This is a genomic window from Streptomyces sp. 6-11-2 (assembly GCF_006540305.1).
In the GTDB taxonomy this organism is placed as follows: domain Bacteria; phylum Actinomycetota; class Actinomycetes; order Streptomycetales; family Streptomycetaceae; genus Streptomyces.
In genome coordinates this window covers 34,642-49,374 of the sequence record NZ_BJOR01000001.1, presented here as the reverse complement: position 1 = coordinate 49,374, position 14,733 = coordinate 34,642, and the positions used below count along the sequence as shown (strand labels likewise).

Genomic DNA, 14,733 nt, shown 5'->3' with positions numbered 1-14,733 from the left:
CCTTGTGCGCGGCGCACCCGGGCACGCGTGTGCACGGTGGTCGCGCCACCGTGCACACGCCCAGCGTATGGCACTGGGTGTCACCCGTAAAGGCACTGCGTACCCTCAATTGCCCTCAGTCCGGGGGCTGCCGGCCCTCCGCGAGCGCCGTCTCGACCTCCCGCACCACCCGCCACAGGGGCGCTCCGCGCCGCGCGACCACGACGACCACGTCCTCCTGTGCCGCCCCGGGCCGCCGTTCGGCGCGGGGGGCGGCCGGGTCGCAGAAGGCGGCCTGCACATGGTTCAGCGCGTGGTCCACCGCCGCAGCCGCGTCGCCCCGTCCGTCCGAACGCAGCCACGAGCGCAGGGCGTTGTTGTGCGCCGCGACCACCGCCGCCGCGATCACGTCCGCCCGCAGCGTCCCGTCGCGCCGCTGCGCGAAGCGGGTCCGCAGATACCCGGCGAGCGCGCGCTCGTAGCGCCACACCACCGACAACTCGTACGCCCGCAGCCCCGGTACGCGCTTGGTGATCCGGTAGCGCTGGACGGAGAACGCCGGGTTCTCCGCGTACATCCGCAGCACCAGGCGGGCCGCGTCGCAGGCCCGCCGCACGGGTTCGTCCTCCTCGCCGCCGGCGGCGAGGAAGGCCGTCATGTCGGCCAGGTACCGCTCGTGGTCGGGGAAGACCACGTCCTCCTTGGAGGGGAAGTAGCGGAAGAACGACCGCCGTCCGACCCCGGCGAGCGCCACGATGTCGTCGACGGTGGTCTGTTCGTAGCCGCGCTCCAGGAACAGCCGGAACGCCGCCGCCACGAGGGCCTCGCGCATGGGCGTCCGCCCGGCCGCCGTCCGCGCCTTCTCACCGCGGCGGGACGCGGCGCTGCTGGAGCTCATGGACGGGAACGTAGCATCCGGACGGGCGTGGAGGGCACTCGGTGCAGTCTGATGGGGAACCGAGTGCAAGGGGAGCATCCGGCGGTTTGCGCAGTAACCTTTCCTCACCTTCTCCCGCTCCTCGTCCGTCCCACCGGACACCACGTTCCAGGAGACAGCCATGCCGTCCGTTCGTTCCCGTCTGCTCTACGTCACCGACCTGGCGTACCCGGCCCGCGGGCGCCGCTACTGCGACGAGGACATCCGGCTCACCTCGCGCCTGCGCGAGGACTTCGACCTGGCCCTGTGCCACCCCCGGGACGCCGCCGCGCTGATGGACGCCTTCGACGCCGTCGTCGTGCGCAACAGCGGACCCGTCCTGGAGTACCAGGCGGCCTACGACGACTTCCGGGCCCGTGCCCTGGACCGGAAGACACCGGTCTACAACCCGCTCACCGGCCGCGCGGACATGGCCGGCAAGCAGTACCTCCTCGATCTCAGCGCGGCCGGCCGCCCGGTCATCCCCACCGTCGACCGCCCCGAGGACCTGCACCGTCTGCCCGCGGCCGAGCGCTACGTGGTCAAGCCCAAGATGGGAGCCGACTCCATAGGCCTGCGCATCGTCCCCGCCGGGGAACTGTCCGGCCTGGCCGGCGGCGGCCTCCTCGTCCAGCCGCACATCGACTTCGCCTACGAGGTCTCGTTCTACTTCGTCGACCACGACTTCCAGTACGCCCTCCACGCCCCGGACCCGGAACGGCGCTGGGAGCTGCGCCCCTACGAACCCTCCCGCGAGGACCTGGAGTTCGCCCGGAGCTTCGTCGAATGGAACACCCTCGCCCACGGCATCCAGCGGGTCGACGCCTGCCGCGCCCCGAGCGGCGAACTGCTGCTGGTCGAACTGGAGGACCTCAACCCGTACCTGTCCCTGGACGCCGTCGACGACACACGGAGGGACGCCTTCGTCGCCGCGATGAAGTCCTCCCTGCGCCGCTTCCTCGCAGCCGCCGGGTGAGCCTCCACCGCGAGCCGCACCGCGGGCGGCGCTGAACCGGCCGGGCGGCGTCCGCGTATCACTCCTCGGGACGGGGCCCGGATGCAGAGCGTGAGGAGTGCAGTGTGTCGACACCGCCCGGACACGGACAGCCGCACGACGGGGCGCCCCTGGAGCCGGTACGCGTCATCCGGCCCAGACGGACCGACGCCCTCGCCGAGCTCATGCGGGAGTTCAGGGAGTACCAGCGGGACACCGGCGGCGAGCACCCGCCGGGGCCGCCCGACGGATCCGTCGAGGACGCGGCGACCGAGGAACTCCCGACCGCACCGGCCGGGAGCCCCACACCTCGGGGCTCCGCATCCTGGGGCTCCACACCTCGGGGCTCCACACCCTGGGGTCCCGCACCTCGGGGTCCCGCACCCCGCCGGGCCCCGGTCCTGGAGCAGGACGCGGCGGGGCGCTCACTGCGCGGGGCCGCCGTCGCGGTCGCCGTGGCCTCGGCCGCGCTGCTCGGTTTCGGCTGCGCCCTCCTGCTGCCCGCCCGGGGCGAGGCCGCCGGCGCGGCGGCGGCCCCACCGCGACCGTCCGCGAGCGCCGCCGCCACGCCCACCCGGGCCGCGACCCCCATCGCCACCGCCACCGGCACCGCGCCGGCCGATCCGGACGGCGCCGGCACCCTGCGCGAGGGCGACAGCGGCCCGGACGTCACCGAACTGCAAGAACGCCTCCTGCGCGTTCCGGACGTCTACCGCGACGGCTCCGCCGACGGCCGCTACGACGGCGAACTGAGGGCGGCCGTCGCCCGCTTCCAGCTCTGGTACGGCATCAGCGGCGACGAGGCCGGCGTCTACGGCGACGACACCCGCCGCGCGCTGGAGTCCCGTACGACGGTCGACGGCGGATGAACCGGTCGGAGGCGGCCGCGCCGGTCCGGCGGCGGACGGAGCGGGGAGGGTTGCGGTGAGGGCCGCGGCGAGCGGGCCTACACCGGCTGCGTGGGCACCCGGAGGTCCAGGACGCAGACGTCGTCGCGGCGTTCGCCCTCCAGCATCGAGGCCAGCAGCGGCCCCAGCGCACCGGCCGGACCGCCGCGGCCGGTCGCGGCCGCCGCGGCGAGTCGCTCCAGGCCCTCCTGGATGCCCTCCCCGGGCCGCTCGACCAGGCCGTCGGTGTACAGCAGCAGCCGGTCTCCCGGCTCCAGCCGGCACTCCGCCTCCTCGTACACCGGGGTTCCGGTCGCCCCGAGCAGGACACCGCGCGGACGGTCGAGGTAGCGGGGCTCGCCCCGGCGCAGCAGCAGCGGCGGAGGGTGTCCCGCCTGGACCCACAGCAGACGGCGCTCGGCCGGCTTGTAGCGGGCCAGCACCATGGTGGCCGTGCGACGGGTGTCCCGGGAGTGGAGCAGCAGGGTGTTCAGCCCGAGGAGCGCGTCCGTCAGCGCCGAACCGGTGAAGATCATGCCCTTGGCCGTGAAACGGAGCTGGGCCATGGTGGCCACCGCGTCGATGCCGTGCCCGGCGACGTCGCCGATCACGAACAGCGCGTCGCCGCCCGGCAGTTCGATCGCGCTGAACCAGTCACCGCCGACGTGGATCCCGGACTGCGCGGGCAGATAGACCACGTCGACCCGCAGCCCGGCCAGCCGTACGGGCCGCCGCGGCAGCGGCAGCAGCGCGTGCTGGAGCCGGCCCGCCAGCGTCCGCTCGGCCTGGAGGATCCCGTGCTGCGCCAGGATCGCCCGCTCGCTCTCGACGAGGGCGAGTTCGGCGCTGCGCTGCGCGGTGAGGTCCTGTACGAAGCCGTGCACCTGGACCGGTGTGCCCTCGGCGTCCGGGACGGCCTCGGCGACGAGCCGCAGATGCCGCACCCCGGCCGCCGTCCTGATCCGGAACGGCACGTCGAACGGCTTGCCCTCGGTGAGCAGTTCGCGCACCACCCGGGCCAGCCCGGGTGCGTCCTCGGGCAGGGCGAGCTCCGGCAGTTCGGCCAGGCGGACCGGTCCGTCGCCGGGGTCGCGGCCGCACAACTCGTAGACCTGGTACGACCAGACCGCCTCCCGGCTGACCAGGTTCCAGGTGGCCCAGCCGAGATGACCCAGCCGCTGGATGTCCGCCAGGCGCTGCTCCTGCCGGTCGGAGGACTCGTGCCGCAGCCAGGTGACCACCAGACCGTCGCCCAGGCGGGCGGCCCGCACCGAGTACGTGGACAACTCCTGCCCGCCCGCCACCAGTTCCTGCCGCGCGAACGGCTCGCCCTCGTAGGGCTCCCCGCCGGTCAGTGTGTCCAGCCAGCCCTGCCACAGCGGCTCCCGGGCGGCGGCCGGCCAGCACTCGAGGAGCCGCCGGCCGACCAGTTCGCGTCCGCCGCGGCCGACCGTGTCGACGGTCCGCGCCGTCGCGGCGTCTATGCGGTAGTCCTCGACCTCGCCCGACGGTGACCGCAGCGGGGTGAGCAGCAGCGTGGTGCCGGGCAGCGCGTCGAACAGGGCGTGGACCACAGCCTCGGCCGCGTCCGCGGCGCCCGTCACGGCGCGCTCCGGCCAGGCGGTGAAGGCGCGCAGCCGGCCCGCGCACAGCCGGGTCGCCCCGCGCAACAGCGCCCGGACGTCCGGGAGGAACGGGCCAGGGCGGTCGCGCAGCACACCGATGACGGCGTCCGCCGCGTCCCCGTTGAGCACGGGCAGCCAGGCGCGGGTGAGCCACGGTCCGGCCGGGCCCCCGATCGGCAGGTACCGCTTGCTGTCCTCGGCGAGGTCCTCCAGCCACAGTTCCTCGCGGGTGTCGAGGGCGTGGCGCGCGGCCACCCCGCTGACCGGGGGCACGTGCCGCCACAGGTCGGCGAACACGTCGTCGATGCCGGCGTGGCCGATCAGCTCCAGCCCTCCGGCGGGCAGCCGCCGGTAGATCATCACCGCGGCGGCCCCCACGGGCACGGCGAGATGGTCCAGCAGACACCGGGCGAGGTCCCGCGGGGTGCTGACACGGACCAGGGCCCGGCCGAGTACGGCGAGCACGTCCGAGCCGCCGCTTCCGTCGGGGACGTCCGTCCCGGTCTCGGCGGCTGCCGGCCCCGCGTCGGAGGGTGCGGGCCGTGCGGAGGAGGGCGCGGTGCCCGCGGGTGCGGGGGACGGGGTGGCCGGCTCGGCGCCGGCGTGGTCCGGCCGGGACCGAAGGGCGCCGAGCGTGATCCAGCACTCCTCCATGAGCGTGCGGTTCGCGGCCTTGGACCGCGCCAGCAGCTCCTCGTACGCGGCCTCCGCGGCGCAGCCGGTCAGCGCCATCAGCGCTCCCTTGGCCCGCTCCAGTACGGCCGAGGCCGCCGCCTGGTCCTGGAGCCGGTCGAGCTCGGCCCGCTGTCTCGCCACCACCTTGGCCAGCGCCGCCATGTCGGGGACGGTGCCGGACTCCGCGGGAACGGCGGGCTCGCTGGTCACGCGTCGAGCATCGCACATACCGGCCGGTCCGATCACCGGATTGCCGGCCCTGATTGACGCGCGACCCGGCGCGTGGTGAGCGCGGCCGGGAGGTCTCACCGGTGTCCGGCGCGCTCCACGAGTGCCTCCGTCACCGCGCGAACGCTGCGGGCGATGTGCTGGAGTTGCAGCAGTTCGGCTGCGTACAGCTTGATCGTGTGCTCGATGACCGACTCGGGCATGCCCAACCGGGGCAGTTCGGTGCGCGCGGTCTGGAGGGCGGTGCGGGCCACCCGGATCTCCTGCTCGACCTGTATCCGCGCATGGCGGGCGAGCAGCACCGGGTGGCGGATCAGCGCGGGGTAGCTGCCGTAGCGCGCCGGGACCAGTTCGCGCAGCCACTTGGCCGCGGAGCGTTCCCAGTCGTAGCTGCCGGGGGTCTTGACCTGGCGGGGCCAGTCCGGGCTGAGGCGCGTGGTCGTCGGGGGCATGGTCATCGCTTCCGGGTGTGCGGCGTCGTGGAGGGGTGGTACGACGAGGTGAGCGGCCCCGGCCTAGGGGATGACCGGGGCCGCCGCGGGCGTTCGCGCAGGCGATGCCCGACCCGGCACCCCGTGTGCCGACGCCGGTGGGAGACGGCGGCTCGAGGTGCCCGTGCAGGGTGTGGCACGTACCGGGGTTGGGCCGGGCCGTGATCCGTGAGCAGTATTTATATATGCCGTTCGGTTGGCAAGGAGTATGTAAACATTCACGCTCGCTTGCATTGCCCTCCCGGAGACGTCGATCGTCCGATGCCGCGCCGGCCGTGGAGGACCGGTGGTGAGCCGGTCAGTCCCGGAGGAAGAAGTGGTGCTGGTCGGCGATCTGCTCGTACTCCTCCAGCCGGGCGTGGGTCCGCTCCGGGTCGGCGTCTGTCATGGCCTGGAGCAGGGCCGCGCACATCACGCCGGGCGCGGCGTAGGAGTCGAAGACCAGGCGGGACCCGGTCCCGGTGGCGAAGGTGACGTCGGCCTCGTCGGCCACCGGCCCGAGCGCCAGGTCGGTGATCACGGCCACCTTGAGCCCGGCGCCGCGGGCGACACGGACGGCGGCCAGGGTCTCGTGGGCGTGCCGGGGCATGGAGAAGGCCAGCACCCAGGTACCGCCGGCCTCCCGGGCCTGCAGCAGCGCGTCGTAGGCGACGCTGCCGCCGCGGGTCACCAGCCGCACGTCCGGATGGATACGCCGCGCCGCGTAGGCGAAGTACTCGGCGAGCGACCCCGAGATGCGCAGGCCGAGCACGGTCAGCGGGGTCGAGCGCGACAACTCGCGGCCGGTGTCGATCACGAGGCCGGGGTCGGCGAAGTCCCGGCGCAGGTTCTCCAGGTTCCCGATCTCCGCGTCGACGGCCGCCTGGAGCTCGTTGCTCCGGTCCTGCACGGCCGTGTCCGGCCCGCCCGCCAGCGTCCGCAGCGCGATGGACTGGAGCCTCTCGCGCAGCGCCGGGTAACCGCTGAAGCCGACCGCCGCGGCGAACCGCGTCACCGACGGCTGGCTGACGCCGACCCGGTCGGCGAGCTCCGTGATCGACATGAACGCCGCCTCGGTGATGTTCTCGATCAGGTACTGGGCGATGCGGCGCTGCCCGGGAGACAGATGGGGCCCGTCGAAGATCGTTCTGAGCTGGGACGCGGGGGCGGCCTCCGCCCGTGGAACCGTCTTTCCCGAGGTGATCGCTGACGCCTGTGCGCGTGCCTGCTGCGGCGATGGCACCGAGGCGCCTCCTTTGTCTCCCACAGAGGCCCAACATAGTCCAACGCGGCAGGGGCGCCCGTCGCGCCGGACGAGCGGGACCGGGCGGGCTCAGGCCGCGCGGGTGCGGGGCGGCAGGGCCGACCGCGGCACGATCAGGTCCGCGCGGGACCGGGTCGCCGCGACCAGGTCCGCGTTGCGCTGGTCGGTGCCCAGGACCCAGGCCACCGCCTCCTGGTGCGACTTGCCGAACTCCTCGTGGCGGGCGACCAGGCGGCGCACGCGCTCCGGCTCGTCGAGTTCGCAGAACCAGACCTCGTCCAGCCGGGGCCGCACCCGCGCCCAGAGTCCGGTGTCCAGCAGCAGGTAGTTGCCCTCCGTCACCACCAGCCGGGCCGACGGCGGTACCGGGACGGTGCCGGCGACGGGCTGCTCCAGGACGCGGTCGAAGCCGGGCGCGTACACCGTCTCGTCCGGCTCCTCGCGCAGCCGGCGCAGCAGCGCCGCGTACCCCGCCGCGTCGAAGGTGTCCGGAGCCCCCTTGCGGTCCCGGCGGCCGAGCCGGTCGAGTTCGACGTCGGCGAGGTGGAAGCCGTCCATCGGGACGTGCGCCACCCATGGCTCCCCGTCCCCGTCCCCGTTCAGTGCCCGCACCAGGTGCTCGGCCAGGGTCGACTTGCCCGCGCCCGGGCTGCCCGCGACACCGAGGATCGCCCGGTGTCCGGCACGGGGGAGGGCTCGGGCGCGGGCGAGGAGGTCGTCGAAGGCCGGCGGCACACGGCACAGTGTTTCACCCGGTCGGCGGGGACGGATCCCGGCACCGAGGGGAGGACGCGCCCGCGCGACCGGCGTACGCCCGCCGCCGGGAGCACGATGGCCGCGGGACCGACGACCGTTCGCCGCGACCGAACGCCGGATGTGGCATCGGCCGGATGTGGCACTCGGCACCCTCTCAAAGCCGCGATGCGGGGAAAGGTGCCTTTATGACACAGCTCGGTCTGCCCGAAGACATCACCGTCTGCCTCTTCGACCTCGACGGGGTGGTCACCAAGACGGCCGTGGTCCACGCGGCCGCCTGGAAGGAGACGTTCGACGCCTTCCTGCGTGAGCGGGAGGGCGCCGGCTTCCGGCCCTTCGACCAGGTCGCCGACTACGACGAGTACGTCGACGGCCGCCCCCGCGCCGACGGGGTGCGCACCTTCCTCGCCTCTCGCGGCATCGAACTGCCCGAGGGAAGCCCCGACGACCCGCCGGACGCCCCGACGGTCAACGGGGTCGGCAACCGCAAGAACGAACTCCTCCTGGAGAAAATCCGTACCGAGGGTGTGGAGGCGTACGAGGGCACCCTGCGCTACATCCTGGCCGTCCGGACCGAGGGCCTGCGGACCGCGATCGTCTCGTCCAGCGCCAACACCCGGGACGTCCTGCACTCCATCGACGCCGAACGTCTCTTCGACGTCCGCATCGACGGAGTGGTCGCCCGCGAACGCGCTCTGCCCGGCAAACCCCGGCCCGACACCTTCCTGGCCGCCGCCCGCGACCTCGGCGTCGACGCCGGGCGGGCCGCCGTCTTCGAGGACGCGCTGGCCGGCATGGAGGCGGGCCGCTCGGGCCGCTTCGGATACGTCGTCGGCGTCGACCGCGTGGGCCAGCGCGACGCGCTCTACGCGCACGGCGCCGACGTGGTCGTCAAGGACCTCGCCGAACTTCTCGGCGGGGGAGGAGGAACCGAGTGATCACCCACCGTTCGTACGCCGTCGAGCCGTGGTCCGTACGCGAGACGGAACTCAGCCTCGACGTCCTCGCCCAGAGCGAGTCCGTCTTCGCGCTGTCCAACGGGCACATCGGCTGGCGCGGCAACCTCGACGAGGGCGAACCGCACGGACTGCCCGGCTCCTACCTCAACGGCGTGTACGAGGTGCACCCGCTGCCGTACGCGGAGGCCGGCTACGGCTACCCCGAGTCGGGCCAGACGGTCATCAACATCACCAACGGCAAGGTGCTGCGGCTGCTCGTCGACGACGAGCCGTTCGACCTGCGCTACGGCCGGCTGGTCTCCCACGAGCGCACCGTCGACCTGCGCCGCGGGGTGATGGAGCGGACCTGCGAGTGGATCTCCCCGGCCGGCACGACGGTCCGGGTGCGCTCCACCCGCCTGGTCTCCCTCACCCAGCGGTCGATCGCCGCGGTCGCCTACGAGGTGGAGCCCGTCGGCTCCCAGGCGCGCGTGGTCATCCAGTCGGAGCTGGTGGCCAACGAGCAGATGCCCCAGTCCGACGGCGACCCCCGGGCGGCGATGGCCCTGGAGTCCCCGCTGGAGCCGGAGGACGACTTCGCGTCCGGCAAACGGCTGCGGCTGGTCCACCGCACCCGGAACAGCGGACTGCGGGTGGCCGTGGCCGCCGACCACGTGATCTCCGGACCCGAGCACACCACGACCGACAGCGAGAGCCATCCCCACCTGGCCCGGCTGACGGTCGCCTCCGTCCTCGAACCGGGACAGCGGCTGAGGGTGGAGAAGTTCGTCGCGCACGGCTGGTCCGGCGCCCGCTCCCTGCCCGCGATGAGCGACCAGGTCGACGCGGCCCTGGCGGCCGCCGCGCACGGCGGCTGGACCGGCCTGGTCGATGAACAGCGGGCGTACCTCGACGACTTCTGGTCCTGTGCCGACGTCGAGGTGGACGGCGACGAGGAGATCCAGCAGGCCGTGCGCTTCGCCCTCTTCCACGTCCTCCAGGCCGGCGCCCGCGCCGAGGAACGGGCGATCGCGGCCAAGGGGCTGACCGGCTCCGGCTACGACGGGCACGCCTTCTGGGACACCGAGATGTTCGTGCTCCCCGTGCTGACCTACACCTCGCCCGACGCCGTGACCGAGGCGCTGCGCTGGCGGCAGAACACCCTGCCCGCCGCCCGGGAGCGCGCCGCCCAACTGGGCCTGCGCGGCGCCGCCTTCCCCTGGCGGACCATCGAGGGCCAGGAGGGTTCGGCGTACTGGCCCGCCGGCACCGCCGCCTTCCACGTGAACGCCGCCATCGCGCACGCCGTGGTGCGCTACGTCGCGACGACGGGCGACGAGGACTTCGAACGCGACACCGGAGTGGAACTGCTGGTGGAGACGGCCCGGCTGTGGCGCTCGCTGGGCCACCACGACCACCACGGCACCTTCCACATCGACGGCGTCACCGGCCCCGACGAGTACAGCGCGATCGCCGACGACAACACGTACACCAATCTGATGGCCCGGGCGAACCTGCTGGCCGCGGCCGACGTCGTCGAACGCCATCCGAAGGAGGCGGAGCGGCTCGGCGCCGACGACGAGGAGAGCGCCACCTGGCGGGACGCGGCCGAGGCGATGAACATCCCGTACAACGCCGAGCTGGGCGTGCACGAGCAGCATGCCGGGTTCACCCGCTACCAGCGCTGGGACTTCGCCGGCACCCGCGCCGACCAGTACCCGCTGCTGCTGCACTTCCCCTACTTCGACCTGTACCGCAAGCAGGTGATCAAGCAGGCCGACCTGGTGCTGGCGATGTACACCTGCGGCAGCGAGTTCGACGAGGAGCACATCGCCCGCAACTTCGCCTACTACGAGCCGCTGACCGTACGGGACTCCTCACTGTCGGCCTGCGTGCAGGCCGTCATCGCCGCCCAGGCGGGCCATCTGCGCCTGGCCTACGACTACGCGGCCGAGGCCGCCCTCATGGACCTGGAGGACCTGGAGCACAACACCCGCGACGGGCTGCACATCGCCTCCCTGGCCGGTACCTGGCAGGCGCTGGTGGTCGGGTTCGGCGGCACCCGCCGCACCGGTGAGGAGCTGTGGTTCTCGCCGCGGCTGCCGGAGAAGTTCAGCCGCCTCGCCTTCACACTCCAGTTCCGCGGCCGCCGGCTGCGCGTGGAGGTCACCCAGCAGAGCGTCACGTACTCGCTGCTCGACGGGCCGACCATGACGATCCGTCACCACGGTGCCCCGGTCACGCTCCGCCCGGGAGCCGCCACGGCCCGCCCGGTCCCACCGCCGAAGCACCTGACGGCCCCGGAACAGCCCCCGCACCGCAAGCCCAATGCCCGCTGACGCGTGCGCTCCTCGCCGTACGGGACGCCGTAGGACTACGGGACGATGTGCACCAGCAGGCCCAGCAGGTCGCCCGTGGCGTCGGCGGCGCCCAGGGCGGGCAGCGCACCGAGGGCGAGGACGGCCACCGCGACCGAGCGCAGATGCGGCGGCGGGGCGGACTGGAGCGCCGCGATCCGGCGGGTGACAGCGCGATCGGTGAAGCCCAGCGCGCACGAAGGCTCCGCCCGCCCGGCCGTGAGCGCCGCGCGGGCGAGCGCGCGGGCGGTGGTGGTGCGGTCGCCGACCGCCGCGGCGGCCCGTTCGTCCGCCCAGCGTTCGACGAGGAAGGCCACCTGGTCGCGCACCGGCCCGAGCAGCGGGTTGGCCGCGAAGGCCAGCGTGGCCGCCGTCACCAGCAGCGCGTGCCGGTGCGCCAGATGGGCGCGTTCGTGGGCGAGCAGCACCCGGCGCTCGACCGGCTCCAGCGCGCCGAGCATCGCCGCGGTGACCAGGATCCGGCCCGGTGAGCCGGGAATGGCGAACGCCCGCGGCACGGGCGATGCGGCGACGATGAGTTCGGTGTCCCCCGGCTGCCCCTCGCACAGCCGCCGCAGCCTGCGGCGCGTGGCGTACTCGGCGCGGACGGCCCGCCACAGCCGGTGGGCGATCAGCGCGAGGGCCGGGCAGGCGGCGATCCCGATCGCCTCGGGCACCGGGTCCGGGACCGCGTATCCGGCCTCCCTGGCCTCGGCGAGGACCGGCGGGGCGTCGTTGAGGAGGGTGGCGGCCAGCAGCACGAGGGACCACACGGTGGCGGCGGCCGTCACCGCGGCGGCGGCGGTCAGCACGCGCGCGGCCAGGGCGGGGGCCACCCGCCGGCCGACCGCGGGACTGATCGCGGCGAGCAGCGCGGACAGCGCCAGCGGGGTGTAGACGTCGACCGTCACGCGGCCCCTCCGGTGAGCAGTTCGCGCAGGGCCCGCTCCTCCTCGGGGCTCAGCCCGGTCACGAACTGCTGGAGGGCGGCGATCGGGTCGGGGCCGCGGTCCAGGGCGTCGTGCATCGCCTGGGCGGTCAGCTCGGCCGCGTTCTTGGCAGGCCGGTAGGCACCCCGCCGCCCGTCCACCTCGCGCAGCACCAGGCCCTTGTCGTACAGCCGCTTGAGGATGGTGTGCACGGTGTTGTAGGCCAGGCCGCCGCCGATCTCCAGCTGGATCTCGGCAGGGGTGAGCGGGTGCTCCGTGGACCACAAGGCCGCCAGGACCTCGCTCTCCAACTCGCCCGAACTGCGCCGTTCCACCCTGCCGTGAGGCCCTCTGCCAGCCATGCCCTCAACCTTACAGCGCGTAGGGGGTCAGGCGTCCGGCGGCGTCCCGCCCGGCGCGTGGGCGCGGCGCGGGTTAGTTTGTCCGTGTTTTCCCTGACGTCGTACCTGTTTTCCCCGACGTCTTACTTGTTTCCCTGACGTCCTACCTGGTTCCTGCTTACCTGGTTCCCGCGCCGGCGGCGCGGAACGCGGGGAGCCCGAAACCCCGCGGTGCGGGGGTGAGGGGTGGAGATGGCCGACAGTACGCACGCCATACTCGCCGGGACACGGCGAGCGGGACCGGGATCCGGCTTCGCCCGCGCCCGCCGGGCGCGCGGCGACGTCCTCGTGGCGGCGGTGGCCGCCGCCTTCACCCTCGCCCAACTCCTCCTCGTCCGCCCCGGCATGGGCCTCGGCTGGGACGAGTCCATCTACGTCAGCCAGGTCAGCGGACACGCACCGGCCGCCTACTTCAGCGCCCCGCGCGCACGCGGCGTCTCGCTGCTCGTCGCGCCGGTCGCCTCCTGGTCGCCGTCCACCACGCTGCTGCGCGTCTACCTCGCGGTGCTCTCCGGGCTCGCCCTGTACCTGGCCCTGCGCGTGTGGCGGCACACGTTCCGCTCCGGTGTCCTGGCCCTGGCCGGCGCCCTGTTCGCCTCCCTGTGGGTGACCCTGTTCTACGGTCCGCAGGCCATGCCCAACTACTGGGTGGCCATCGGCGCCCTCGCCTGTGCGGGCTGCTTCCTGCGGGTCCGGACCGCCCGGCGGGACCGCGCCGCACTGTGGGGCCTGGCAGGGGGTGCCGCCCTCATGGCGTTGATGCGCCCCATGGACGCCGTCTGGGTGGTCCTGCCCCTGCTCGCCCTCGCCCTGCTGGAGCGGCGCTGGAAGCCGCTCGCCGCGCTGCTCGCCGGACTCGTCGCCGGATCCGCCGAATGGGTGATCGAGGCGTACGTCGCCTACGGGGGCCTGTTCCAGCGGCTGTCCGACGGCTCCGCCGTACAGGGCGGCCTGGGCTGGCACTTCGCCGTGGCCGACCAACTGCGCAGCCTGGGCGGGCGCGCCCTGTGCCGGCCCTGCACCGGCGCGCAGCCGAACCCGGTTGTCACCGCCTGGTGGTACGTCCTGCCTCTGCTCGCCCTGCTGGGCCTCGCTCTCGCCGTGCGCGCCCGGCGGACCCCGCCCACGCTGGTCGCGCTGGCCTGCGCGGTCACGGCCGCCTTCCCGTACCTGTTCATGATCGGATATGCGGCGCCGCGCTTCCTGCTGCCCGCCTACGCCCTGCTCGCGATCCCGGCCGCCGACACCCTCGTCCACCTCCTCAGGGCGCCGAGCGGCAAGTGGCGGCCCCTCGCCGTGTCCCTGGCCGCCCTCGGCCTCGCCGGACACCTGGCAGTGCAGTACGCCGTCCTCGCCCACACCGTCCACCGCACCACCACCGACCGCCGCGCCTGGTCCGGCACCGCCGCCACGCTGCACCGCCTCGGCGTGCGCCCGCCCTGCCTGCTCACCGGTGAGGAGGCCATCCCGATCGCCTTCTACGCCGGCTGCGGTTCGGCCGCGACCGCGGGCCCCAACACCAACAGCACCCCGGCGGCCATCGACCAGACCGCACGGAGCCTGCCGGTCGCCGCCCTCACCACCGCCGACGGCACCCCGCCCGCGTACGCCCGCACCTGGCCCTCCCACCGCTTCGGCGACCTGCGCCTGTACGTCGCGCCCCAGGCGCGCAGGGCCACCGGCCCCTGACGCCGGGAGTTCCGCAACCGTCGCCAACGCGCCCGTAGTTCGCCGCCGGCGCCGCCCACCACGTACTGGCCGCCGGCCTCGGGGCGGGCGTGGTCGACCTGCGGTTCCTGATCCGGTGAGGCCCGTCCGCGGACCGCACCGCGAGCGCGCTCGCCGTGCGGCGTCTGATCGTTGTACTCGCCGCGGCCCGCCCGGGCGTCCTGCGGATCCCGCACTTCTCCGTCATGGCCGCGGCCATCGTCCTCGGCGCCGCCGCGCCGGTGACGGCGGCGGTGCGGGGCCCGCTGCGGCCGCGGTGCCGGCCCATGGTCGCGGCGGTGCCGAACGGCATCACGACTGTGCACAGCCGGCCGCGGCGGCCGCCGACCTGTGGGGCGGCCCGCTCGCCTTCGCCCGGCGGGGCGCGCAGCGCCGTGCGGCCGCCGCGTACACCCCCGCGCCGAACCGGCCGGCGGCCGGCGAGACACCCCCGTCGCCGACGAGAACAGAACGTCCTCGGTCGGCCTGTGCGGCGCGGATCTGACCAGCGCGGATCTGACCGGCGCGGTCTCGTCGACCAGTTGTCCGGGGCCCCGGCGCCGGTGTGGCCGGGCCGCTGCCCGGTGGACGGCTCGTGGCTGCGCGG

12 protein-coding genes are annotated in these 14,733 nt (G+C 74.1%); 5 read left to right on the top strand and 7 right to left on the bottom strand.

The features are described 5' to 3' along the window. Positions 1-115: 115 nt before the first annotated feature. On the bottom strand, positions 116-877 hold the full coding sequence (locus TNCT6_RS00230) for a TetR family transcriptional regulator (RefSeq protein ID WP_141355386.1): 762 nt from the start codon (positions 875-877) through the stop codon (positions 116-118). Positions 878-1,037: 160 nt separating this feature from the next. Between TNCT6_RS00230 and TNCT6_RS00225 the strand changes: the two genes are divergently transcribed. Both TNCT6_RS00225 and TNCT6_RS00220 read left to right on the top strand, forming a co-directional pair. After that, entirely contained in the window at positions 1,038-1,871 is an 834-nt protein-coding gene (locus TNCT6_RS00225; RefSeq protein ID WP_141355384.1) for a hypothetical protein, read from the top strand. Positions 1,872-1,975: 104 nt separating this feature from the next. After that, positions 1,976-2,758, top strand: coding sequence for a peptidoglycan-binding protein (locus TNCT6_RS00220; RefSeq protein WP_253265969.1), 783 nt, complete (start codon positions 1,976-1,978; stop codon positions 2,756-2,758). 77 nt (positions 2,759-2,835) lie between these two features. On the opposite strand, the gene TNCT6_RS00215 is transcribed toward TNCT6_RS00220, so the two are convergent. The 4 genes from TNCT6_RS00215 to TNCT6_RS00200 all read right to left on the bottom strand — a co-directional run bounded on the left by TNCT6_RS00215 (position 2,836) and on the right by TNCT6_RS00200 (position 7,773). After that, positions 2,836-5,238 (bottom strand): SpoIIE family protein phosphatase, encoded by a 2,403-nt coding sequence (locus tag TNCT6_RS00215; protein WP_141365880.1) that lies wholly within the window; start codon positions 5,236-5,238, stop codon positions 2,836-2,838. 143 nt (positions 5,239-5,381) lie between these two features. Then, on the bottom strand, positions 5,382-5,762 hold the full coding sequence (locus tag TNCT6_RS00210; RefSeq protein WP_172632751.1) for a hypothetical protein: 381 nt from the start codon (positions 5,760-5,762) through the stop codon (positions 5,382-5,384). A 331-nt stretch (positions 5,763-6,093) separates the two neighbouring features. After that, the gene (locus TNCT6_RS00205) at positions 6,094-7,017 is read right to left on the bottom strand and encodes a MurR/RpiR family transcriptional regulator (RefSeq protein WP_172632750.1); all 924 of its coding nucleotides are present in this window, start codon (positions 7,015-7,017) and stop codon (positions 6,094-6,096) included. Between the two features lie 90 nt (positions 7,018-7,107). Next, on the bottom strand, positions 7,108-7,773 hold the full coding sequence (locus TNCT6_RS00200; protein ID WP_141355380.1) for a nucleoside/nucleotide kinase family protein: 666 nt from the start codon (positions 7,771-7,773) through the stop codon (positions 7,108-7,110). 206 nt (positions 7,774-7,979) lie between these two features. On the opposite strand from TNCT6_RS00200, the gene TNCT6_RS00195 reads away from it, so the two are divergent. Next, entirely contained in the window at positions 7,980-8,732 is a 753-nt protein-coding gene (locus tag TNCT6_RS00195) for a beta-phosphoglucomutase family hydrolase (protein WP_141355378.1), read from the top strand. Next, the gene (locus tag TNCT6_RS00190; RefSeq protein ID WP_141355376.1) at positions 8,729-11,071 is read left to right on the top strand and encodes a glycoside hydrolase family 65 protein; all 2,343 of its coding nucleotides are present in this window, start codon (positions 8,729-8,731) and stop codon (positions 11,069-11,071) included. Before TNCT6_RS00195 ends, TNCT6_RS00190 begins: the two co-directional genes overlap by 4 nt. A gap of 35 nt (positions 11,072-11,106) precedes the next feature. Here the strand turns inward: TNCT6_RS00190 and TNCT6_RS00185 are convergent, their stop codons facing one another. Both TNCT6_RS00185 and TNCT6_RS00180 read right to left on the bottom strand, forming a co-directional pair. After that, positions 11,107-12,000: a M56 family metallopeptidase gene (locus TNCT6_RS00185; protein ID WP_141355374.1), complete on the bottom strand. Its 894-nt coding sequence runs from the start codon at positions 11,998-12,000 to the stop codon at positions 11,107-11,109. Then, a complete protein-coding gene (locus TNCT6_RS00180) occupies positions 11,997-12,380 on the bottom strand; it encodes a BlaI/MecI/CopY family transcriptional regulator (protein ID WP_141355372.1) in 384 nt (127 codons plus the stop codon). The genes TNCT6_RS00185 and TNCT6_RS00180 overlap by 4 nt, the downstream gene beginning before the upstream one ends. 231 nt (positions 12,381-12,611) lie before the next feature. On the opposite strand from TNCT6_RS00180, the gene TNCT6_RS00175 reads away from it, so the two are divergent. Beyond that, on the top strand, positions 12,612-14,108 hold the full coding sequence (locus TNCT6_RS00175) for a hypothetical protein (protein ID WP_141355370.1): 1,497 nt from the start codon (positions 12,612-12,614) through the stop codon (positions 14,106-14,108). Positions 14,109-14,733 lie beyond the last annotated feature (625 nt).